Source organism: Vibrio sp. WZ-1 (assembly GCF_052037695.1).
Classification (GTDB): domain Bacteria; phylum Pseudomonadota; class Gammaproteobacteria; order Enterobacterales; family Vibrionaceae; genus Vibrio.
The window spans coordinates 293,324-315,347 of the sequence record NZ_JBQEQR010000076.1 but is presented as its reverse complement, the minus strand read 5'-3'; the positions used below and the strand labels follow the sequence as shown (position 1 = coordinate 315,347).

Here is a 22,024-nt window from a genome sequence, read left to right as displayed (position 1 = left end):
GGGAGCATCATGGACGGATTGATGACCTTATGGTCAGAAACAGGGATCGCTAACTTTGAGTTCGGCCAAATCTGTATGATGTTGGTTGGTTGTACCTTGCTGTTTTTGGCGATCAAAAAAGGCTTTGAACCCTTACTGTTATTACCAATTGGTTTTGGTGCCATCTTGGCGAATATTCCAAATGCTGGTTTTACTGAGCCGGGAGGCTTGCTGTACTACGTTTACTACATTGGGATCGAATCGGGCGTGTTCCCGCTGCTGATCTTCATGGGCGTAGGTGCGATGACCGATTTTGGTGCCTTGATTGCGAACCCGAAAACCTTGTGGTTAGGCGCTGCAGCGCAGTTTGGTATTTTTGCGACGTTATTTGGTGCGATCTTGCTTAACTATGTTCCGGGTATGGAGTTCTCCATGGCGGATGCATCGTCTATCGCGATCATCGGTGGTGCGGATGGACCAACCGCGATCTTCCTAGCTAGCAAACTCTCTCCGGATCTGTTGGGCGCGATTGCGGTTGCCGCATACAGCTACATGGCGTTGGTACCAATTATTCAACCACCAATCATGAAAGCTCTAACAACCAAAGAAGAACGCCAAATCAAGATGGCTCAGCTTCGTCATGTTGGTAAGTGGGAGAAAGTTCTGTTCCCGCTTGCTGTGTTACTGATGACAATATTGTTCCTACCATCGGCAACGCCTTTGGTTGGTATGTTCTGTTTGGGTAACTTGATGCGCGAAGCTGGTGTGGTGGACCGCTTATCAAAAACGGCGCAAAACGAGCTTATAAACATAGTGACTATCTTTTTAGGTCTTGGTGTTGGCTCTAAGCTGCAAGCTGATCAGTTCCTAAACCTAGAAACGCTAGGTATCTTAGGGTTAGGTGCGGTGGCATTCAGCATCGGTACTGGCGCAGGTGTTCTAATGGCGAAGCTCCTGAACAAGTTCTCGAAAGAAGACATCAACCCACTTATTGGCGCAGCGGGTGTTTCTGCGGTACCAATGGCAGCGCGTGTGGTGAACAAGGTCGGTCTAGAAGCGAACCCACAAAACTTCCTGCTGATGCACGCGATGGGACCAAACGTAGCTGGTGTACTTGGCTCTGCTGTGGCTGCGGGTATCTTGCTAGCGCTTGTGGGCTAGTCACTACTCTCAAGTAACTTGGTTGATGACAAAGAATTATCCACCAATTTACAAATTGGCGATTAACTTCGGCAAACAAAATGGTTTATAGTCAAAGGGATGCTTTTGCATCCCTTTTTGTTTTCTCTCAGGGAATGGGTTATGGAACACGAACAGATAGCTATTACCGAATTCGGCGACGCAGAAGTCCTTGCGACTCAAACCACATCCACACCAGCTCCTCAAGCGGGGCAAATTCTCGTTAAAGTGGCCTATTCAGGCGTCAATCCTATCGACGTAAAAACGCGCGCGGGCCTTGGTTGGGCGGCGGCACAAAACAAGGACAATTTACCTTGGGTACCTGGTTATGATATTTCAGGTAAAGTTGTTTCTTGCGGAGAGGGTACGTCTCGTTTTGAAGAAGGTGATGAGGTCGCTGGATTTATCGGTTTCCCAGTCCGAGGAGGCGGTTATAGTCAATACGTTTGTGTCCCTGAAGCTGAACTTAACCATGTACCTAAGAGCGGCACTTTAGAAGCGGCGGCTGTATTGCCATTAGCAGGACAAACTGCCGCTCAAGCATTGAGTAAGGCGAATGTCACCGAAGGTGATCGTGTGCTGATTTTAGCTGGAGCTGGAGGCGTAGGGCATCTCGCAGTGCAAATCGCTGTGGCAACCAAAGCGGAAGTGTTTACCACTTGTAGTGAACGAAATTTAGACTACCTCGCAACACTTGGTGCACATGCAGTGAACTATCAATTTGCGCCAGTGTCAGAACGTGTTGAAGATGTGGATGTTTTGATTGACCTCGTTGGTGGTGATGCCGCTTTAGACGCTCTCAAATGCTTGACGGATAATGCTCGAGTTATCACTGTTCCGACGATTACCGCTGAACTAATCTGTGAGAAAGCCAAACTGCTAGGCTTTGAAGCCAGCGGTATGTTGGTGGAGCCAGATCGTGAGCAACTCGATACCTTACTCTACATGGTTGGGGTTGGGTTGCTAAAAACTGAAGTACAACACATCTATCCGATGGACGAGGTTGTGGAAGCCCACAAACAAGTTGAGTCGGGAAGAACGCGAGGCAAGATCTTGCTTGATATGACATGCTAGAGGCATTTAATACTGCTTTTGCAAACTTAGCTCTATGGTTTTCCGACTCCGCATTATGGGTGTTGTTCATGACAGGTTTTCTCAGTGCTACCTTATTACCGGGTGGTTCTGAGGCTGGATTGATTGCCACCTTATCGTTAAACCAGTACTCCGTTTCTTCCATCATTATTGTTGCTACGATTGGTAATACCCTTGGCGGTCTTACCAACTATTGGCTTGGGCTGTGGATTCCAAATAAAACCCAAGATGAAAAGCATGGCCACACGGCATTGAAGTGGTTGTCCAAATATGGGTATTGGGGATTGTTTTTTAGTTGGTTACCAGTAATTGGTGACCCACTATGTTTAGCGGCAGGATGGCTAAGGATGAAATTTTTGCCGTGCTTAATAGTTATATTTTTAGGTAAAGCAGCAAGGTATAGCTTGTTGGCTGCTATCTATCTCGGTTTATTTTAAGGAAAGCAAATGAGAATGTTTTGGGTGAGCGCGTGCTCATTGTTGGTGATCACGGGCTGCGCATCAAATATGCCTGTTTCATCATTGCCTGATGGGGTGACGTTTGTAGAGTCATCGAAAGCAGAAGAAGGCAAAGTAAAAATCCCATACCAGAAATATCAACTTGATAATGGTTTGACAGTGATTTTAGCGCCAGAAGATTCCGATCCATTGGTGCACGTTGATGTGACCTACCACGTTGGCTCTGCTCGTGAAGAAATCGGTAAATCAGGTTTTGCTCACTTTTTCGAGCACATGATGTTCCAAGGTTCTGAGAATGTCGGTGACCAACAGCATTTTAAGATCATCACAGAAGCGGGTGGCACACTTAATGGCACCACGAACCGTGACCGTACTAATTACTTCGAAACCGTTCCGGCTAACCAGCTAGAGAAAATGTTGTGGTTAGAGTCGGATCGTATGGGCTTTTTGTTGGATGCGGTTTCACAGCAGAAGTTTGAGATTCAACGTTCTACGGTGAAAAACGAACGTGCTCAGAGTTACGATAATCGTCCTTATGGCTTGATTTGGGAGCGAATGGCAGAAGCGCTGTACCCAGAAGGTCATCCATATTCGTGGCAGACCATTGGTTACGTTGAAGACTTAGATCGGGTGGATGTTAATGACCTGAAAGCCTTCTTCTTGCGTTGGTATGGTCCAAATAATGCTGTTTTGACCATTGGTGGTGATATCAATGTTGAACAAACACTGGAATGGGTGAATAAATACTTCGGTTCGATCCCTCGAGGTTTAGAAGTTGAAAATGCACCAAAACAGCCAGCGAAGTTGGAAGAAAGCAAATTCATTACCCTAGAAGATCGTATTCAGCAGCCAATGGTAATGGTAGCTTGGCCAACAACCTACAGTGGTGAAGCCAACCAAGCTTCATTGGATACACTTTCAAGTGTATTAGGTAGCGGTACCAACAGTGTACTCTATCAAGATCTAGTTAAGACGCAGAAAGCGGTAGATGCCGGTTCATTCCATGACTGTGCGGAGCTATCTTGTAATTTCTATGTCTACGCTATGGGCGAATCTGGTGACAAAGGCGATTTAACCAAGCTGTACGATGAGCTTATGGCGTCGTTAAATCAGTTTGCTAAAGATGGGGTAACTAAAGATCGCCTTGAGCAGCTGAAAGGAAAAACCGAAGCAGATGCGATTTTTGCGCTCGAAAGTGTCAAAGGCAAAGTAACGCAACTGGCGTCTAACCAAACTTTCTTTGGCAAACCTGATTTGATTGAAAAGCAACTTGAACAGCTGCGTGCGGTGACGCCTGAATCTGTAGAGAAAGCATACAGTGATTTCATTCAAGGTAAGAACAAGGTAACGCTGAGCGTTGTGCCACGCGGTAAGACCGAGCTTGCGGTAAAACCAGCGACATTTGTGACACCAAAACGAACCTTGCCAGAGTACCAAAAGATCTCAGACGATCAGTTAGCTTACCGTCGTGCAACGGACAATTTTGACCGTTCAGTGCAACCACCAGTAGGTGCTCCTGTTGAAGCGACGATGCCGAAGTTGTACGACATCCACTTCAAGAATGGCTCTGAACTTTTAGGTACGGTGAGCAGTGAGACGCCGACAGTTACTTTGCAGTTTAGCTTGCCTGCGGGTACGCGTTTTGTTGAGAAAGGTAAAGAAGGCTTAGCTCAGCTAACGGCTGCAATGTTACAAGAAGGCACGACTCAGCATACCGCTGAAGAAATTCAAGCGGAGTTAGACAAGCTTGGTAGTGTTATTTCTGTAGGTGCAACAGGTTACACGACGAATATCAGTGTTTCTGCATTAGAGAAAAACCTTGCACCGACGCTGAAAGTTGTCGAGGAAATGTTGCTATCGCCAGCGTTCAAGCAGGAAGATTTTGACCGTGTCAAAGCGCAAGCTCTAGAGGGGTTGGTTTATGAGCATCAAAAACCAAGCTGGATGGCTTCGCAAGCGAGTCGCCAAGTGCTGTATGGAGACTCTGTTTTTGCTCGTCCAAAAGATGGTACTAAAGCAGGGCTGCAAGCGTTGACTCTGGATGATGTTCGTGACTTCTATGGGAAACACTACACGCCACAAAGTGCACAGATTGTTGCGGTTGGCGATATCAGCAAAGCTGACATTGAGAAACAATTGTCATTCTGGGCAAACTGGCAAGATGAAGCGGCACCCTTGTACGCTCCTCAAACCATCGCACCATTAGGCTCGCAAAAAGTGCATCTAGTGGATAAACCAGGAGCACCGCAAAGTGTCATCATGATGGTTCGTCAAGGTATGCCTTATGATGCGACGGGTGACTTCTATTTGGGTCAGTTAGCAAACTTTAACTTGTCCGGAAACTTTAATAGCCGTATTAACCAAAACCTTCGTGAAGACAAAGGTTATACCTATGGTGCCTATGGTTATTTCTCCGGTAATGTAGAGACAGGTTCTGTTGTATTTACTGCGCAAGTGCGTGCGGACTCGACAGTTGCGTCTATCATCGAGATGGAGAATGAGTTGAACGAGTTCTCACAATCGGGCATGACTGACGATGAATTGAAATTTATGCGCCAAGCAGTCGGTCAAAAAGATGCACTGAAATACGAGACGCCAACACAGAAAGGCAAACTCATCAGTGATATTTTGAAATACAACCTAGATAAAGATTACTTACAGCAACGCAACGCTATTGTTGAGACGGTCGATAAACAGACGCTCAACGCTCTAGCTGAAAAATGGTTCGACCCGAATGACTATCAGATAGTAGTTGTCGGGGATGCGAAATCCCTTCGCCCTCAACTAGAAAAGTTAGGGAAAGACGTGGAAGAGCTTGAAATCATTCGATAGAGTACACATTTAATAGCGGAGAGGAGACTCTCCGCTATTCGTTTCTAACTAGATAAATGACTTTTTGATGGGTTATTTATCTAGATGGATTATATATCAACAACTTAGCTTTCACTTGCCACGCTTGGCGAGTGTCCTGCTCCCAATATAAGCGAACCTCATTTTGACTGATTTTGCTGCGCGACTAAAACAAGTTGCAACAAACCCAGAAGTATTTAAGCAGTTTGGACGCGGTGTTGAGCGAGAAACTTTGCGCTATCGTCAGGATGGACACCTAGCAGCAACGCCTCATCCAGAGGGGTTGGGCTCAGCGTTCACAAACAAATGGATCACGACTGACTTTTCAGAATCGCTATTGGAGTTTATTACGCCAGTTTCACATGATATCCCTGAATTGATCGGGCAACTCAAAGATATCCATCATTTCACCCAAACCAAAATGGGTGAAGAAAAAATGTGGCCGCTGTCTATGCCTTGTTATGTGGGGGCGGAAGATGATATTCAACTGGCTCAGTATGGTTCATCAAACTCAGCAAAAATGAAAACGCTTTACCGTGAAGGCCTAAAACGCCGTTACGGTAGCTTGATGCAAATTATCTCGGGCGTGCATTTTAACTTCTCTTTCCCTGAGTCATTCTGGGACGCTTTGTATGGTGAACAAGATGAAGAAGCGCGCCAAGAGACAAAATCAGACGCTTACTTTGCGCTGATCCGCAACTACTACCGCTTTGGTTGGATGATCCCGTACTTCTTTGGTGCGTCACCAGCACTGTGTGGCTCGTTCATTCAAGGTCGTGAAACCGATCTACCATTTGAAAAAATTGGCGGCACCTTATACCTACCAAAAGCGACTTCTCTGCGTCTAAGTGATCTCGGTTACACCAACAGTGCGCAAAGCGTGCTTAAGATTGGCTTTAATACCATCGAGCAGTATCTTGATGGATTAGATGATGCGATTCGTCGTCCATCAGAGCAGTTTGCCGAGATTGGTGTAAAAGTTGATGGCGAATACCGTCAACTTAACTCGAACATTCTACAAATCGAGAACGAGCTGTATGCCCCAATTCGTCCTAAGCGTGTGGCTAAAAATGGTGAAAAACCGTCAGAGGCTCTTAAACGTGGTGGCGTGGAGTACATTGAAGTACGTTCGCTAGATGTGAATCCATTCAGTGCGGTTGGTGTGAGTGAAGAGCAAGTTCGGTTCCTAGACCTGTTCCTAACATGGGCAGTACTTTCTGATTCAGACCCAATGGATAACTGTGAGCTTGAATGCTGGCGAGATAACTGGAACAAGGTGATTGTCTCTGGTCGTGAGAAAGGCTTGATGTTGCAAATTGGCTGCCAAGGCGAACGCTTGTCTCTGCAAGATTGGGCACACCGCGTATTTACCGAACTTCGTCAGATTGCTGCTGAAATGGACGCAGTTGCTGGTGGCAATGAATATCAAGCGGTTTGTGACAAGCTTGAGTCTTGGATTGATGAGCCTGAATTGACGATTTCAGGTCAACTGCTTGAACTGACAAAAGAGCATGGTGGTTTAGGTAAAGTGGGCTGTGCTCTGGGCATGAAGTTCCGTGAAGAAAACCTAGCGCATAGCTACGAGCAATACTCAGAAGATGCGATGGAGACGGAAGTCGCGACATCGGTAGAAAAACAAAAGCAGGCAGAGCAAAGTGATATCTTATCCTTTGATGAATTCTTAGAAGATTACTTTGCATACCTAAAACAATAATCAGTAGTAAGGGCAGGGATTGGACATTAAGCCGTTAGTTGTGTCTGTATTCGGAAGCGTGATGTTAGCCGGTTGTGCGACTGCGCCTCCAAAGCAACAAGACAACCTATGTGAAATATTCCGAGAAAAGTCTGGTTGGTATGAAGATGCCAAAGATATGGAAGAAGAGTGGGGCACGCCGATCAACGTCGCCATGGCGATCATTAAGCAAGAAAGTAGCTTCCGCCATGACGCTCGTCCACCTAAAGACTATGTTCTCGGTTTTATTCCATGGGGGCGTGTAAGCAGCGCATACGGCTACGCTCAAGCTCAAGACCCTGCTTGGGAAGACTTCCAAAAAGCGACGGGACAAGGTGGTTCACGCACCAACTTTGATGATTCAATGATGTTTGTCGGTTGGTACACACACGAAACTCGTCGCCAATTAGGCGTTTCGTTGTGGGACCCTTACAACCAGTACCTTGCGTATCATGAAGGACGCGGCGGCTACAAACGTGGAACTTACAAGAGCAAACCAAGCTTAGTTAAGGTTGCGAGACGCGTCGAACAAACTGCGAAGACTTATGGCTGGCAGCTGAAGCAATGTCGTCAGGAATTAGAAGACAACAGCGGCTGGTTCTTTTAGCCCACCTAATTAATTTACTGTGGCGGGATAATGAACAGAAATGACAACCAATACTTATAAGTGTTGGTGATTACAATCAGGAGAGATGTAATGCCTTTATTAGACAGTTTTACCGTAGATCACACCCGTATGAATGCACCAGCGGTTCGTGTGGCTAAAACGATGCAAACTCCAAAAGGGGACACCATCACGGTATTCGACCTGCGTTTCACCGCACCAAACAAAGACATCCTTTCTGAGAAGGGAATTCACACTTTAGAGCACTTGTACGCAGGCTTTATGCGTAATCACCTAAATGGTGAGAGCGTTGAGATCATTGATATTTCACCAATGGGTTGCCGTACCGGTTTCTACATGAGCTTGATTGGTACGCCTTCAGAGCAGCAAGTGGCTGACGCTTGGATTGCGGCGATGGAGGATGTATTGAAAGTAGAAAGTCAAAACAAGATCCCTGAGCTGAATGAGTACCAATGTGGTACAGCAGCGATGCACTCTCTGGATGAAGCTAAGCAAATTGCGAAGAACATTCTAGAAGCGGGTGTAGCGGTGAATAAGAATGATGAATTGGCACTGCCAGAGTCGATGCTTAAAGAGCTACGTATCGACTAACTTCCTCCCTAAGTTTTAATACTTGAAAACAAAATAGCCTGACAATGTCAGGCTATTTTTATTGATTTGAATATTTGAAGAGGTTAACTACTCTTTTTCAGCTTAGGATATACCTTAACAAGCTTGATGCGGTTCTCTTCAATGTCAACGATTTCCATTGGGTGACCTGCGACTTGTATGCTCAAGTGACTTTCAGGAATGTCTTGCAAATGTTCTAGAATCAAACCATTCAAGGTTCGGGGGCCATCGGTCGGAAGTTTCCACTTCAAGCCTTTATTAATATCACGGACATTCGCGCTGCCTTCAATCAAGAAGCTACCATCCCCTTGCGGTGTAATTTCTTCTGACAAGCTTGGTGTAATAGAGGTGGTGAATTCACCGATAATCTCTTCTAGGATATCTTCTAATGTGACTAAGCCGTTGATATCACCGTACTCATCGACAATCAAGCCGATGCGTTGCTTGTTGCGTTGGAACTTCAACATTTGAACGTTGAGTGGTGTGCCTTCAGGGATGTAGTACACCTCATCGGCAGCACGCAACAAGGTCTCTTTGTTGAATTCGTTTTTCTCTAACATCAAACGGTATGATTCACGTAGACGCAGCATACCAACCACTTCATCAATCTGATCGCGATACAACACAATGCGACCATGTGGAGAGTGAGTCAGTTGGCGGACGATGGATTTCCAATCATCATTGATGTCGATACCTGTGATCTCATTACGTGGCACCATGATGTCGTTCACCGTGACGTGCTCGAGATCCAAGATCGAAACCAGCATATCTTGGTGACGACGAGGGATAAGGCCACCCGCTTCATTTACCACGGTACGCAGTTCTTCTGAGCTTAGATGATCTTCGGTAGTGTGATCGGCTTTCACACCGATCAAACGAATAAAGCCATTGGTAATGAAGTTTACTAGCATCACTAGTGGAGACAGTATCTTCATCAAAATGGTAAGAAGAATACTACTAGCGTAGGAAACTCGCTCAGGATAAAGCGATGCGATGGTTTTCGGTGTGACTTCGGCGAAGACCAGCACCACCATGGTGAGTGCACCCGTTGCAATCGCGACACCTAAGTCACCATACAGACGCATACCGAGAATGGTTGCGATGGCAGAGGCCAAGATATTAACGAGGTTGTTGCCGATAAGGATGAGACCAATCAGGCGATCTGGGCGGTCTAGTAGTTTTTCGACTCGCTTCGCCCCTTTATGCCCATTATTGGCTAAGTGCTTTAAGCGGTAGCGGTTCAAAGACATCATCCCTGTTTCCGAACCGGAGAAGTAACCTGATATGACGATAAGACACGCGAGTAGCGCAAATAAGATACCCGTAGATATGTCGTCCAAAACGCTGCTGTTCCTTGTATGTGTTTGGTTAATTTATGACCGAGCTTGACCATTAAGTCAATGTAATAAGGGGTACTCTATTTTATTTGCCCATCAATATAAAGGATAAGGAGCCTAAGGCTCCTTATTAATTGCAATTTTATAGATGGAGAACATCAACTTAAAATGATCTCTTTCACGAAGCGACTGCCGAAGTAGGCCAAGGTTAACAATGTCGCCCCCGCCACGGCAAACCACGTGACCTTCTTACCGCGCCAGCCTTTCTGGTAATGTCCCCAAAGTAGAATCGAGTACACCACCCAGGCGATGAATGAAAGAATGCCTTTATGGGCTTTACCCTGAGCAAACATGTCTTGTACGAAAACGAAACCAGTCAATAAGGTTCCAGTAAGCAGTAAGTTACCAATCAAGATAATTTTGAATAGCTGGCGCTCAACCATCATTAAAGGTGGCAAATTCGGGTTGATTGCTAACGACTTCTTCGCTTTAAGCTTGTGGTCGAGCCACGCCAGTTGCAGTGCGTAAAGTGCACCAATGGTTAAAGTCGCGTAGGAGAACAACGCAAAAGAAATGTGAATAAGTAGCTTAGGGTCGTTTTCTAAATGCTTAATAAAGGTGCTTGGTAAGAACGTAGCAGCAGTTAAGTTGATGGCAGCAAAGCTATAAACCACAGGAAGAAGAAACCACAAACGATTCTTTAGCATCGCAACGCTCATCACCAGTGAGATAATAAAGCTGATTAGAGAGGCGACATTAAGAATACTGAGGTTTTGGCCTGAACCGCCGAAAATGAGGTCACTCAGAATCCAAGCGTGAAAGAACAACGCACATGCCGCACTGACAAGTACTGTTTTCGCTTTGATTCCGGACTGTTGAGAGAGTCCAGGTATGATGGTCGCAATTGCCAGAACGTAAAGAATGGCGGCTGCGATGGCAATTAAGCTATCCATGAATCCTAAAGGTTATTGTGCACAATGGTTAAAATTATACCTTGCATTACTCTTTGGGGCTACGGTAGATCTTTCATCAATCATGAGAGATGAGATATTGAAATTAACAAGTTAACTCACGATATAGGAATAGAGAGGCGCAACGGGTATGACTGTGACGTTGGCTAAGGTATACTCACACTAATTAATCGCCATTTTAGCGAAGAGACAAAGATGTTTGAGAATTTAACGGATCGATTATCCAAAACGCTGAAGAATATCAGTGGCAAAGGTCGTCTGACCGAAGACAACATTAAAGAAACCCTACGTGAAGTACGCATGGCATTGTTGGAAGCGGACGTTGCCCTTCCTGTCGTACGTGAATTTGTAAACCGCGTTAAAGAAAAAGCGGTAGGCGTAGAAGTTTCTAAATCCCTAACTCCGGGTCAAGAGTTCATCAAGATCGTTCAAGCTGAACTTGAAGCAGTGATGGGTGAATCTAATGAAGCGCTTAACTTAGCCGCGCAGCCGCCAGCGGTACTTTTGATGGCGGGTCTACAAGGTGCGGGTAAAACCACATCGGTAGGTAAGCTATCTAAGCTTCTAAAAGAGCGTGACAAGAAGAAAGTTTTGGTTGTGTCTGCCGACGTTTACCGTCCAGCGGCGATCAAACAGCTAGAAACACTAGCATCAGACATCGGTGTCGACTTCTTCCCATCTTCGCCAGATCAAAAGCCACTTGATATCGCCAATGCCGCAATCGACCACGCGAAGAAGAAATTCTACGACGTATTGATTGTCGATACCGCAGGTCGTTTGGCGATCGACGAAGAAATGATGGGTGAGATTAAAGATCTTCACTCAGCGATAAACCCGGTTGAGACACTGTTCGTTGTTGATGCTATGACAGGTCAAGATGCGGCGAACACAGCAAAAGCATTCGGTGATGCGCTACCGCTAACCGGTGTGATTCTGACTAAAGTTGACGGTGATGCACGTGGTGGTGCAGCGCTATCAGTTCGTCATATCACGGGTAAACCAATCAAATTCCTAGGTGTTGGTGAAAAAACCGACGCACTAGAACCATTCCACCCAGATCGTGTTGCATCGCGTATTCTTGGTATGGGTGACGTACTGTCACTTATCGAAGACCTACAACGTAATGTTGACCAAGACAAAGCAGAGAAGCTAGCGAAGAAGTTTAAAGAGAAAAAAGGTTTCGACCTTGAAGACTTCCGTGAACAGCTAGGTCAAATGCAGAACATGGGTGGTATGATGGGCATGCTAGATAAGCTACCAGGTATGTCCCAACTGCCATCAGACGTTAAAGACAAAGTTGATGACAAAATGTTCAAGCAAATGGAAGCGATCATCAGCTCAATGACGATGAAAGAGCGTCAACGTCCTGAAATCATCAAAGGTTCGCGTAAAAAGCGTATCGCTGCTGGTTCTGGTGTTCAGGTTCAAGATGTTAACCGTCTACTGAAACAATTCACCCAAATGCAGAAGATGATGAAGAAGATGCAAAAGGGCGGCATGAAAGGCATGATGCGTAACATGCAAGGCATGATGGGCGGTATGGGTGGAGGCGGTGGCTTCAATCCATTTGGTCGCTAAACGATTGCGTAGACTTTAGTTTCAGGGTGTTAGCTACATCACAAACTTGAATTTCAATTTATGTTGGTGAAAAAGTAACTAAATCCCTTGCATTGCTCCGGGAGAAGAGTAAAATTCCGGAGCTTTATTTTGGCACGAGACCCCAAATTATTCATTTTTATGGATGATTGTTGGGGTTAATTTTATTTTTGAGAAAGCAAAGAGGACGACATGGTAACCATTCGTTTGGCACGTCACGGCGCTAAAAAGCGTCCATTTTATCAAATCGTAGTAGCGGACAGCCGCAACGCTGCAACTGGCCGTTTCATCGAGAAAGTTGGTTTCTTTAACCCAACTGCACAAGGTCAAGAAGAAGGTCTACGTCTAGACCTAGACCGCGTTAACCACTGGGTTGGTCAAGGCGCGTCTCTATCTGACCGCGTTGCTAAGCTAGTTAAAGACGCTCAAAAAGCGGCTTAATTTTTTTACTTCAGAAGTAGAAACTAGTTTATGTCGATGAAAGGTAAAGAAACAATGAGCAACGAAAAGATTGTTGTAGGCAAGTTTGGTGCTACTTACGGCATTCGAGGTTGGCTTAAAGTTTTTTCCTACACAGACAATGCTGAAAGCATTTTCGATTACAGCCCTTGGTTTATTAACCAAAAGGGTACGTGGGTTGAGTACAAAGTAGAAAGCTGGAAGCGCCATAACAAAGGTATGGTGGCTAAGCTGGAAGGTCTAGATATTCGTGAAGACGCGCATCTAATGACAAACTTTGAAATTGCTATTGACCCTGCGGTACTTCCTGAATTGTCAGAAGATGAGTTCTACTGGCGTGAATTGTTTGGGATGCAAGTAGTAACCACTCAAGGTTACGATCTAGGTGTCGTATCTGACATTCTAGAAACTGGCTCAAACGATGTTCTGGTTGTTAAAGCAAATCTTAAAGATGCTTTCGGGCAGAAGGAACGATTAATCCCGTTCCTTGAAGAGCAAGTGATCATCAAAGTTGATCGCGAAGCTCAACGGATCGAAGTTGACTGGGATCCTGGATTCTAATCTCCAAAATTACAGAGCGAGATAAACATGTGGGTTGGCGTAATTAGCCTTTTTCCTGAAATGTTCCGTTCTGTTACTGATTATGGAGTAACAGGTCAAGCGGTTAAAAAAGGTCTTTTGTCTATTGAGACTTGGAATCCTCGAGATTTCACTCACGACAAACATCGCACTGTCGATGACCGACCTTACGGTGGTGGCCCTGGTATGTTAATGATGGTTCAGCCTTTGCGCGATGCCATTCATACCGCGAAAGCAGCCTCACCGGGTAAGACGAAAGTCATTTACCTTTCTCCTCAAGGTCGCAAGCTCGACCAGAAAGGGGTTGAAGAACTGGCAACGAATGAGAATTTACTTCTGATTTGTGGTCGTTACGAAGGGGTAGATGAACGCATCATTCAATCTGAAGTCGACGAAGAATGGTCGATTGGTGATTTTGTGATGACGGGTGGTGAGATACCAGCCATGACGTTAATTGATTCAGTCTCTCGGTTTGTTCCGGGTGTACTTGGCGATTTTGCGTCGGCAGAAGAAGACTCTTTTGCAAATGGTTTGTTAGATTGCCCTCACTATACGCGTCCTGAAGTGTTGGATGACAAAGAGGTACCAGCGGTACTGATGTCAGGCAATCATAAGGACATTCGTCAATGGCGACTAAAGCAGTCGCTGGGCCGAACTTGGCTAAGAAGACCAGAGCTCCTGGAAAACCTAGCTCTGACTGACGAACAGGAACAATTACTTGCTGAGTTCATTAGTGAACATAACGCAAAGTAACCTAATTTATTTAGTATCAGTTTATTCTAGGAATTTAAAAAATGAGTAACATCATCAAGGCTCTTGAAGAAGAGCAAATGAAATCAGACCTGCCTAAATTTGCACCAGGTGACACTGTTGTAGTTCAGGTTAAAGTTAAAGAAGGTGAGCGTGAGCGTCTACAGGCTTTCGAAGGCGTTGTAATCGCAATCCGTAACCGTGGTCTTCACTCTGCTTTCACTGTACGTAAGATCTCTAACGGTGAAGGTGTTGAGCGTACGTTCCAAACACACTCTCCAATCGTTGATAGCATCGAAGTTAAACGCCGTGGTGCAGTACGTCGTGCCAAGTTGTACTACCTACGTGAGCGTTCTGGTAAGTCAGCTCGTATCAAAGAGAAACTTGCTAAGAAGTAATGCTATAACTAGCGTTCTCATCGTAAACGGAGCCCAAATGGGCTCCGTTTTTTTATGCGCAAAAAGGGTGCTGTGCTTAGGGAATGAACTTCGTCCTTCGATAATTAGGAATGCTGCGCTTCGAGATTTGAGAGCGCTTCGCTTTAGGAACCGAGAGGTGTTATTGGAGGGCTAGTGTAATAAGTTTGGCCTCGAAGGTGTTGACAGAACTTGTCCTTAGAAAGACAAAATTAACCGAATCCCGAAAAACAAAAAGGGCCGATGTTCTCACATCAACCCCTCTCTTTATTCTCGAAGCGTTCTCGTTTCTCGACTCTAGCCTCTATTCTTAGTACTGGTCTTCAGACCAACCGTCGCTGTCCGACATATCTGGTGCGCCAGGGATGGTGTTCTCTTCATCTGCCCATTCGCCAAAATCAATCATTTGACATTGCTTACTGCAAAAAGGGCGATGAGGGCTTTGTTCTCCCCACTCTACGTCGGCACCGCACTGTGGGCATGGAACGATAGTAATTTTAGACATGGTTAAAGAGTCCCATTGTGTTGAAGTGTCAAAGGGGTATAAAAATAATAGTGTGTGTCGTTGTTAGCTACAAACTGCAATTTCAAACTCGACGTCTTGCGTACAAGCTTGCCCACTTTCAAACGATATAAATTTAATCGCAAAGCGGTTCTTGTGTCCTGAAATCATCGGGTAGACGCCGTATTCCATTGGAATATGCAGACGTAGGATATTTGCTTCTTCAGCGTCGCTTTGAAAAAAGCCTGCACGAGCTATTTGTGCTTTAAAGTGGCCAGTTTCACGAGTAAGTTTCAACCATAGAGATAAAGCATCAGATAAAGGCTTTAAACTAGATTGCCACTGATTCGCATCATGCTTTTTCCGTTCGATTGGTAGGTGTAACCAATAATGCAGAGCAGGAAGATCAAAGCAGCATGACCCACCTGGTAAATTAAATCTTTGGCGGATTGAGCTTAGAAAACGATCTTCTTTTAAGGATTGACCAAAACGCTCTGCACGCATGAGATGCTCATGAATGGTATCTATCTCTTTTAGAAGGGCACTAAGGGCTTCTTGATCGACGCCATCGACATTTAGCCAATTTCGATAGGAGAGGCGTTGCTTCTCAAGATCTTTCGCCAATTCACTTTTCAATTGAATTTGTTCAAAGATCTCAAGCATATCGAAGATCGAGCGAAAGAAAAGTTGGTACTGATGGTTATCGGTAAAACCAGAGGCTAAGTGAGCCTGACGCAGCAGAGACTCTACTCTTAAATATATGCGAGTTTTCTCATTTAAAGGATGTTCAAATTTGTGCGTGGTCATCAACTTAAGCCCTATTGAATTTCAATTCCTATTTTCGCAGATTTTTCTTACACATGGCTAGGTACTTTTCGTGCAAATCTGTGATTTGAAGCAAAAGTTCAGGGTCATTTGGGTTATTCTTAACCACATCATCAGCCAGAGCGAGTCGTTGCTCTCGAGATGCTTGGGAAGCTAAGATCGCTTTTGCTTGTTCTTCGCTAACGTTATCTCGTTTCACTGTTCTGGATATTTGAGTTTGTGGTTCTACATCAACAACAAGGACACGATTACATAAGCTATCAAGTTTGTTTTCCACCAATAAAGGAACAACTAAAAGTGCATAGTCAGATGTCACTTGTTCTAAGTCTTCGATCATCTTCTCACGGATCATTGGATGTAATAATCCATTGAGCCAGGCTTTCTCTTCGGGGGCTGAGAAAATCCTTTCCCTTAATTTTGCTCTATCAAGCGTTTGATTCTCATGGAGAATATCAGCGCCAAAGTGTTCGACAATAGCATTAAGCCCTGGTGTTCCTGGTTCCACCACTTCACGGGCAACGATATCGGCATCCACAATGTCAATTTTAAACTGTTGCTTAAATAGGTTTGCCACTGTGGTTTTGCCGCTTGCAATACCGCCAGTCAGGCCAATAACAAAAGCCATTTACACTCCTAGAATTGACGTAAAGTACCAGTTGAGAATTTGGTTGCCCCAAATTAGGCTAACCCAACCTGCGATCGCTAGGTAGGGACCAAAAGGAAAGGCTTTCTCGATACCTTGTTTTTGCAAGCGCAATTGGATAAGACCAAAGATGACGCCTACCACCGAAGAGAGCAAAATGATCATCGGTAAAGATTGCCAACCTAGCCAAGCACCTAATGCGGCAAGGAGTTTAAAGTCGCCATAGCCCATTCCTTCTTTGCCGGTTAGAAGTTTGAATGCCCAGTAAACACTCCAAAGGCAGAGGTAGCCAGCCATAGCGCCAATAACGGCGTCTTGTAAGCTAACAGGGCTTATTCCGCCGAGAGCAAGCGCAATACCTGCCCACATCAAAGGCAAAGTAAGTTGGTCTGGCAACAACATGGTATCGAGGTCGATGAATGTGGCTGCAATCAGTACAAAAGTAAAGAAAATCAGAGCTGAAGTGAAGTAGCTAAAACCGAAATGAAAGGCGATAAAACCCGAACAAAACGCAGTAAGCAGTTCGACAAGAGGATAGCGAGCACTAATAGATGATTGGCAGTTGTGGCATTTACCTCTCAGTAATAGCCAGCTAATCACAGGGATGTTATCTCGGATACGAATTGGCGTTCCACATTGCTGACAAGAAGAGCGTGGGACACTTAATGTGAGCTTTTCTTTTGGTGGCTCGATCTTGTATTCAGGGAATGATTCAGCGCATTCGCGTCGCCACTCTAGTTCCATGATCTTGGGTAGCCGATAAATAACAACGTTGAGGAAACTACCTACGATCAAACCAAAAATCGTAGCGAATACAACGAATAGCCATGGGTAGTAGTGGAATACTTCCATATCTGTCTCTTGCGCGATGAATCAAATAGCAAAGTGCTGTTTTGATAGGATTAATTATCTAAAGCAACATTCTATCCCAATACGCTCATCAAATTAAAGATTGGTAAGTACATTGCTGTGACCAAACCTCCAACGACAACACCAAGAAAAACAATAATTAATGGTTCCAGGATCTTACTTAGGTTATCGACAGTATTGTCGACCTCAAACTCGTAAATAGTAGCGACTTTATTGAGCATATCGTCTAGGCGACCGGATTCTTCCCCAATCATTACCATTTGTAAAACGAGTTCAGGAAACACATTACAATTTCGCATTGCGATATAAACAGGCATCCCTGCCGCAGTATTGTGATAAACCTCTTCAATGGCGAGTTGGTAGTGTAAGTTACCCGATGTTTTTGAAGTGGTTTTTAAGCTTGTGAGTATTGGAATTCCGGAACTAAAGCTGGTGGCCAAGGTTCGACTAAATTTTGCTATAGCGGCCTTCGATAAGACTCCCCCTAAGATTGGTAGCTTGAGCGAGTTTTTAGCGAGGAGTAACCTAAAAGAATCAGATCGTTTGGCTAAAAAACGACTTGAGAGAACTATCGCTACACTTGCCGATAATATAAAAGGCCCCCAAATCTGCATCCATGAAGATAAGCTGAGTACTTGTTTTGTAAACCAAGGGAGCTCGGCTCCAAATCCAACAAACATCTTCTCAAATTCAGGGATCACTTGAGTTAGCATCAGATATGACACAGAGAGAGCCACTAAGATAACCATTACAGGGTAGATGAGTGCTTTGATTACTTTTGCCCTAAGTTGTTCGCTTTTTTCTCGGTAAGTTGCCAGACGCTCAAAAACCTGTGAGAGGTTACCTGACTGTTCTCCGGTGGATATTAGGTCAGTATAAAGCGGATCAAAATGATGGCTCGCTAGACGCATAGCTTTGGATATCGGGGTCCCAGCTTCAACGGCTTTGCTAATACTGATTAGAACTGATTTCATTTCAGCTTTACGGTGGTTCTCCGTGACCAGCTTTAATGCCGGTACAATAGGAACGCCAGTGGCAAGCATGGTTGCAATTTGGCGAGTGAAAATGGTGATGTCCTTTGCTTTGACTTTATGGCTCAGTTTAGTCAACAAGGAAATATTCGATTTCTTTAGCTTTCTGACTTTAATATGTTGTGCGACTAAGCGCTCCCTAACTTCCTGTTCTGTTAAAGCAAGAAGCTGACCTGACGTTTGTTTTCCAGAACTGTTGATGCCTTTCCAGCGAAAGTTTCTAAGATTTGGCTGTTTGGTCTTCATCTAGTATCGTCACTCACAAAAATAGAACTCGCTGCAGTTCGTTTAAGCTGGTTATACCTTGCTTTAATTTTTCTATACCTGACATTTTTAAAGTGTGCATTCCGTTTTCAACGGCTAGTTTTTCAAGTTGAGAGCTGCTTACTCCGTTAGCGACCGCTTGAATGAGTGGTTCATCAAAGATCATAACTTCATAGATTCCCGTTCTCCCCAAATACCCGTTATTACATTCACTACAACCTTTTGTATTTGCTTGATAAATCACCTCATCCGTAATACCTAATTCTAAAAGAGGTTTGTCTGAGTGATTTGCGATTTGTTTACAGTTGTTACAGAGCTTGCGAGCTAATCTCTGAGCAATCACTAAGCTCAGTGAAGAAGATAGGTTATAGTTTGATACGCCCATATTACTAAGGCGAGTGACGGTTTCGGCCGCTGAGTTGGTATGTAATGTGGACAATACTAAGTGACCCGTTTGTGAGGCCTTCATTGCAATTTCTGCCGTTTCAACATCTCGGATTTCGCCAACCATAACGATATCCGGGTCTTGCCTTAAAAATGAACGCAGAGCTTCAGCAAATGTGAACCCAATTTTGGGCTGGATTTGAACTTGGTTGATACCGAGTAAGTTAATTTCAACAGGATCTTCAGCTGTCGATATATTAACTTCAGGCTGATTCAAAATGTTTAAACCAGCATATAGAGAGACTGTTTTGCCGCTTCCTGTTGGTCCCGTCATCAGAATCATGCCTTGAGGACGTTTAAGGGCTTGTAGGTATGCTTGTTTCTGTGATTCGCTGTAGCCTAGACATTCAATGGCTAATGATGAAGAACTGTTATCGAGTAACCTTAGGACGATCTTTTCACCGAATAAAGTCGGCAGTGTTGATACTCGCATATCAATAGCAGTATCACTGTTCAGTTTGAGCTTAATTCGACCATCTTGAGGTAAGCGCCTTTCTGCAATATCAAGCTTGGACAAGATTTTTAATCGCGCAGATAAACGTCGGCTAAGATGACTTGGAGGCTGTTGTACCTCCATAAGAATGCCATCACAGCGAAGTCTGACTCGATAGATATTTTCATAAGGCTCAAAGTGAATATCAGATGCTCCTTTTCTTACGGCATCGAGCAAAATTTGGTTAATATAACGACTGACCGGCGATTCGTCTTGGCTGAGATCTTCGATGTTCTCAATCTCATAATCTCCAATCTCAACCAAGCTTGCGAGCTCATCTTGGTTTATTTCTTTTAATCCCGATTTTTCCTGACTAAGTGCTCGACCATATAAGCGCCGAATCGCAGCGGCCAGCTCGCGAAAATCAGCCAGAACAAGCTCGACTTGCAAGCCTGTCGCAAAACGAAAGTCGTCTTCGGCTTGAAGATTGGTTGGATCAGCGACGGCTAGAATAAGCGTTGAAGAAGAGCGATTTAATGGCAGAGCGTTATGGCGAGTGATAAGCTCGCGTAAACCCAGTTTTTTGCACAATGAAGCGTATTCGTATTCATTGAGAGAAGTGCAAGAAATTCCAAAAACAGAGCTTAGGTGCTCTGTTAATTCATGAGATTGGAAAAAGCCAGAATTGAGCAAAGCTTCTGGCATTGATATACCAGAAGCTTTAGCTTGCTCAAGTAACAGCTCTTCTTGGGAAAAGGTCAGTATTCCTGCTTGGCGAAGAACTGTTGAGAGGTTGGTTAACATCTATATTATCGACAACCGTCTAATGCAGGAACATTTGCGCTAGGTGCACATGTCCAACCTTCAGCTACTGAACGTGTCAAGGTCAGAGTTTCTGCATTCATAGAACTGTTACCATTGAAGGTAAACACGAGGGTAGCTACATCATTCGCAACGTTTGAAGTGATTGCTCCCAAGTCGTTAGCTGCGCCATCAATTCCTAGTTCGGCTAAAGTTGCAGCAGCGGCAGTGCCGTTCTCTTGATAGAAAAGTTCCGCAGGTGTTACTAATGACTTTATACTTCCAAGCCCTGATGCTGCTTCGCTTCTGGCAACATAGTCTTGGTAAGCTGGCACTGCAATTGCTGACAGTACACCAATAATCGCCACTACAATCATCAATTCAATCAGCGTAAAACCTTGCTGCTTCTTCTGTTTATTCGTTTTCATCTTGTTTCCTTAAGATAAACTTAGTTAATGCTTATGCATGGCGGGAAGACTAAAAAGAACAGGGGGGGCTTAAAATACAATGAGTCTATAGATTCGAGTCGCTTAGGTATCTTTCACTTGTTGTTACATTTTGCTTACATTCTTTTGCGATGAATTTTGAGCTTATAAATAAAAAGAGGAGCCTAAGCTCCTCTTCATATTAGTCATTTTTTGGTGACGAATTTAACGTTCGTTATTTGAAGCGCATCGAAAGGTCCATCGCTTTTAGGTGCTTAGTTAAAGCACCGACAGAGATGTAATCTACTCCGGTTTCTGCGTATTCAGCGATGGTTTCTAAAGTTACATTGCCTGAGTTTTCTAATGCCGCGCGACCTGCATTGATAGCAACTGCTTCACGCATCATATCGGTAGTGAAGTTGTCTAGCATGATGATGTCTGCACCCGCTTCGATCGCTTCTTTTAGCTCGTCCAAGCTCTCAGTTTCTACTTCAACTGACTTGCCTGGGTTGAGATCTTTCGCTGTCGTGATTGCTTGAGTGATACCACCACATGCAATGATGTGGTTTTCTTTAATAAGGTAAGCATCGAACACGCCAATACGGTGGTTGAAACCACCGCCACAGGCTACTGCGTATTTCAGGGCACTGCGCAGACCTGGAATGGTTTTACGTGTATCTAGTAGACGACACTCAGTGTGAGCAATTTTTTCAGCGTATTCAGCAGTGATGGTTGCGCAACCAGAAAGGGTTTGAATAAAGTTCATTGCGTTGCGTTCACCGGTGAGCAAATCTCGGGCAGGACCTGTTAACGTACAAAGCGTTTGGTTTGGTACAACTTTGTCACCATCTTTGACATGCCACTCGATGGTTACTTTGCCGCCCAGTTGCTTGAATACTTCATCAGCCCATGCTTGACCGCAAAACACGCCGTATTCACGTGTGATGATGGTGGCTGCATTAATGGCGTCAGCAGGGATAAGCGATGCGGTGATGTCTTTTTCTGCATCCAATGTGCCACCTAGATCTTCTTTTAGGGTATCGGCTACGGCACGAGTGATTTCTAATGGAAGCTGTTGCTTAAGGTATTCTAGGCGTTCTTGGCTGTTGTGTGTGTTCTTCATCGCAAATCTTGTCTTGAAAGGGAGATGGCAA

22 protein-coding genes are annotated in these 22,024 nt (G+C 44.6%); 12 read left to right on the top strand and 10 right to left on the bottom strand.

Annotation, left to right across the window (positions count from 1 at the left end):
• Positions 1-9: 9 nt before the first annotated feature.
• The 7 genes from ACTS60_RS13960 to luxS all read left to right on the top strand — a co-directional run bounded on the left by ACTS60_RS13960 (position 10) and on the right by luxS (position 8,506).
• On the top strand, positions 10-1,140 hold the full coding sequence (locus tag ACTS60_RS13960) for a sodium ion-translocating decarboxylase subunit beta (RefSeq protein WP_440888720.1): 1,131 nt from the start codon (positions 10-12) through the stop codon (positions 1,138-1,140).
• A 141-nt stretch (positions 1,141-1,281) separates the two neighbouring features.
• Positions 1,282-2,232 (top strand): NADP-dependent oxidoreductase, encoded by a 951-nt coding sequence (locus ACTS60_RS13955; protein ID WP_440888719.1) that lies wholly within the window; start codon positions 1,282-1,284, stop codon positions 2,230-2,232.
• The gene (locus ACTS60_RS13950) at positions 2,226-2,687 is read left to right on the top strand and encodes a YqaA family protein (protein WP_440888718.1); all 462 of its coding nucleotides are present in this window, start codon (positions 2,226-2,228) and stop codon (positions 2,685-2,687) included. Before ACTS60_RS13955 ends, ACTS60_RS13950 begins: the two co-directional genes overlap by 7 nt.
• A 9-nt stretch (positions 2,688-2,696) precedes the next feature.
• The gene (locus ACTS60_RS13945) at positions 2,697-5,540 is read left to right on the top strand and encodes a M16 family metallopeptidase (RefSeq protein ID WP_440888717.1); all 2,844 of its coding nucleotides are present in this window, start codon (positions 2,697-2,699) and stop codon (positions 5,538-5,540) included.
• Between the two features lie 163 nt (positions 5,541-5,703).
• The gene (gshA, locus tag ACTS60_RS13940; RefSeq protein WP_440888716.1) at positions 5,704-7,272 is read left to right on the top strand and encodes a glutamate--cysteine ligase; all 1,569 of its coding nucleotides are present in this window, start codon (positions 5,704-5,706) and stop codon (positions 7,270-7,272) included.
• A gap of 19 nt (positions 7,273-7,291) precedes the next feature.
• Positions 7,292-7,897 (top strand): transglycosylase SLT domain-containing protein, encoded by a 606-nt coding sequence (locus tag ACTS60_RS13935; RefSeq protein WP_276607652.1) that lies wholly within the window; start codon positions 7,292-7,294, stop codon positions 7,895-7,897.
• A gap of 90 nt (positions 7,898-7,987) precedes the next feature.
• Positions 7,988-8,506, top strand: coding sequence for an S-ribosylhomocysteine lyase (luxS, locus tag ACTS60_RS13930; RefSeq protein ID WP_440888715.1), 519 nt, complete (start codon positions 7,988-7,990; stop codon positions 8,504-8,506).
• Between the two features lie 83 nt (positions 8,507-8,589).
• Here the strand turns inward: luxS and ACTS60_RS13925 are convergent, their stop codons facing one another.
• Positions 8,590-9,864 carry an HlyC/CorC family transporter gene (locus ACTS60_RS13925; protein WP_440888714.1) on the bottom strand — a complete coding sequence of 425 codons (1,275 nt, stop codon included), beginning with the start codon at positions 9,862-9,864 and terminating at the stop codon, positions 8,590-8,592.
• 155 nt (positions 9,865-10,019) lie between these two features.
• Complete coding sequence (locus ACTS60_RS13920; RefSeq protein WP_440888713.1) at positions 10,020-10,814, bottom strand: cytochrome C assembly family protein; 795 nt, start codon at positions 10,812-10,814, stop codon at positions 10,020-10,022.
• Between the two features lie 213 nt (positions 10,815-11,027).
• Here ACTS60_RS13920 and ffh point away from each other — a divergent pair, with 213 nt between their 5' ends.
• The 5 genes from ffh (at position 11,028) to rplS (ending at position 14,614) form a co-directional block, all read left to right on the top strand.
• On the top strand, positions 11,028-12,410 hold the full coding sequence (gene ffh, locus ACTS60_RS13915; RefSeq protein WP_005446242.1) for a signal recognition particle protein: 1,383 nt from the start codon (positions 11,028-11,030) through the stop codon (positions 12,408-12,410).
• Positions 12,411-12,620: 210 nt separating this feature from the next.
• The gene (gene rpsP, locus ACTS60_RS13910) at positions 12,621-12,869 is read left to right on the top strand and encodes a 30S ribosomal protein S16 (protein ID WP_004410028.1); all 249 of its coding nucleotides are present in this window, start codon (positions 12,621-12,623) and stop codon (positions 12,867-12,869) included.
• A 30-nt stretch (positions 12,870-12,899) separates the two neighbouring features.
• Entirely contained in the window at positions 12,900-13,448 is a 549-nt protein-coding gene (gene rimM, locus ACTS60_RS13905) for a ribosome maturation factor RimM (RefSeq protein ID WP_440888712.1), read from the top strand.
• 27 nt (positions 13,449-13,475) lie between these two features.
• Entirely contained in the window at positions 13,476-14,219 is a 744-nt protein-coding gene (gene trmD, locus ACTS60_RS13900; RefSeq protein WP_010450200.1) for a tRNA (guanosine(37)-N1)-methyltransferase TrmD, read from the top strand.
• Positions 14,220-14,260: 41 nt separating this feature from the next.
• Complete coding sequence (gene rplS, locus ACTS60_RS13895; protein ID WP_038870475.1) at positions 14,261-14,614, top strand: 50S ribosomal protein L19; 354 nt, start codon at positions 14,261-14,263, stop codon at positions 14,612-14,614.
• Positions 14,615-14,942: 328 nt separating this feature from the next.
• Here the strand turns inward: rplS and yacG are convergent, their stop codons facing one another.
• The 8 genes from yacG to nadC form a co-directional block, all read right to left on the bottom strand.
• The gene (yacG, locus tag ACTS60_RS13890; RefSeq protein WP_010450195.1) at positions 14,943-15,137 is read right to left on the bottom strand and encodes a DNA gyrase inhibitor YacG; all 195 of its coding nucleotides are present in this window, start codon (positions 15,135-15,137) and stop codon (positions 14,943-14,945) included.
• A gap of 63 nt (positions 15,138-15,200) precedes the next feature.
• Positions 15,201-15,941, bottom strand: coding sequence for a cell division protein ZapD (zapD, locus tag ACTS60_RS13885; protein WP_407832470.1), 741 nt, complete (start codon positions 15,939-15,941; stop codon positions 15,201-15,203).
• A 28-nt stretch (positions 15,942-15,969) separates the two neighbouring features.
• Positions 15,970-16,584 (bottom strand): dephospho-CoA kinase, encoded by a 615-nt coding sequence (gene coaE, locus ACTS60_RS13880; protein WP_440888711.1) that lies wholly within the window; start codon positions 16,582-16,584, stop codon positions 15,970-15,972.
• Entirely contained in the window at positions 16,585-17,454 is an 870-nt protein-coding gene (locus ACTS60_RS13875; protein ID WP_440888710.1) for a prepilin peptidase, read from the bottom strand.
• A 71-nt stretch (positions 17,455-17,525) separates the two neighbouring features.
• The gene (locus ACTS60_RS13870; protein WP_440888709.1) at positions 17,526-18,749 is read right to left on the bottom strand and encodes a type II secretion system F family protein; all 1,224 of its coding nucleotides are present in this window, start codon (positions 18,747-18,749) and stop codon (positions 17,526-17,528) included.
• A gap of 13 nt (positions 18,750-18,762) precedes the next feature.
• Positions 18,763-20,448, bottom strand: coding sequence for a type IV-A pilus assembly ATPase PilB (gene pilB, locus ACTS60_RS13865; protein ID WP_440888708.1), 1,686 nt, complete (start codon positions 20,446-20,448; stop codon positions 18,763-18,765).
• Positions 20,449-20,453: 5 nt separating this feature from the next.
• Positions 20,454-20,873: a pilin gene (locus ACTS60_RS13860; protein ID WP_440888707.1), complete on the bottom strand. Its 420-nt coding sequence runs from the start codon at positions 20,871-20,873 to the stop codon at positions 20,454-20,456.
• Positions 20,874-21,105: 232 nt separating this feature from the next.
• On the bottom strand, positions 21,106-21,993 hold the full coding sequence (gene nadC / locus ACTS60_RS13855; protein WP_440888706.1) for a carboxylating nicotinate-nucleotide diphosphorylase: 888 nt from the start codon (positions 21,991-21,993) through the stop codon (positions 21,106-21,108).
• Positions 21,994-22,024: the final 31 nt, after the last annotated feature.

Coding starts and splice junctions, on each gene's coding strand:
- ACTS60_RS13950 (WP_440888718.1), top strand. CDS start 2,226: ATGCTAGAGGCATTTAATACTGCTTTTGCAAACTTAGCTCTATGGTTT.
- ACTS60_RS13955 (WP_440888719.1), top strand. CDS start 1,282: ATGGAACACGAACAGATAGCTATTACCGAATTCGGCGACGCAGAAGTC.
- ACTS60_RS13960 (WP_440888720.1), top strand. CDS start 10: ATGGACGGATTGATGACCTTATGGTCAGAAACAGGGATCGCTAACTTT.
- rimM (WP_440888712.1), top strand. CDS start 12,900: ATGTCGATGAAAGGTAAAGAAACAATGAGCAACGAAAAGATTGTTGTA.
- ACTS60_RS13870 (WP_440888709.1), bottom strand. CDS start 18,749: ATGAAGACCAAACAGCCAAATCTTAGAAACTTTCGCTGGAAAGGCATC.
- rpsP (WP_004410028.1), top strand. CDS start 12,621: ATGGTAACCATTCGTTTGGCACGTCACGGCGCTAAAAAGCGTCCATTT.
- luxS (WP_440888715.1), top strand. CDS start 7,988: ATGCCTTTATTAGACAGTTTTACCGTAGATCACACCCGTATGAATGCA.
- ffh (WP_005446242.1), top strand. CDS start 11,028: ATGTTTGAGAATTTAACGGATCGATTATCCAAAACGCTGAAGAATATC.
- rplS (WP_038870475.1), top strand. CDS start 14,261: ATGAGTAACATCATCAAGGCTCTTGAAGAAGAGCAAATGAAATCAGAC.
- zapD (WP_407832470.1), bottom strand. CDS start 15,941: ATGACCACGCACAAATTTGAACATCCTTTAAATGAGAAAACTCGCATA.
- pilB (WP_440888708.1), bottom strand. CDS start 20,448: ATGTTAACCAACCTCTCAACAGTTCTTCGCCAAGCAGGAATACTGACC.
- yacG (WP_010450195.1), bottom strand. CDS start 15,137: ATGTCTAAAATTACTATCGTTCCATGCCCACAGTGCGGTGCCGACGTA.
- ACTS60_RS13875 (WP_440888710.1), bottom strand. CDS start 17,454: ATGGAAGTATTCCACTACTACCCATGGCTATTCGTTGTATTCGCTACG.
- ACTS60_RS13945 (WP_440888717.1), top strand. CDS start 2,697: ATGAGAATGTTTTGGGTGAGCGCGTGCTCATTGTTGGTGATCACGGGC.
- trmD (WP_010450200.1), top strand. CDS start 13,476: ATGTGGGTTGGCGTAATTAGCCTTTTTCCTGAAATGTTCCGTTCTGTT.
- ACTS60_RS13920 (WP_440888713.1), bottom strand. CDS start 10,814: ATGGATAGCTTAATTGCCATCGCAGCCGCCATTCTTTACGTTCTGGCA.
- nadC (WP_440888706.1), bottom strand. CDS start 21,993: ATGAAGAACACACACAACAGCCAAGAACGCCTAGAATACCTTAAGCAA.
- ACTS60_RS13860 (WP_440888707.1), bottom strand. CDS start 20,873: ATGAAAACGAATAAACAGAAGAAGCAGCAAGGTTTTACGCTGATTGAA.
- coaE (WP_440888711.1), bottom strand. CDS start 16,584: ATGGCTTTTGTTATTGGCCTGACTGGCGGTATTGCAAGCGGCAAAACC.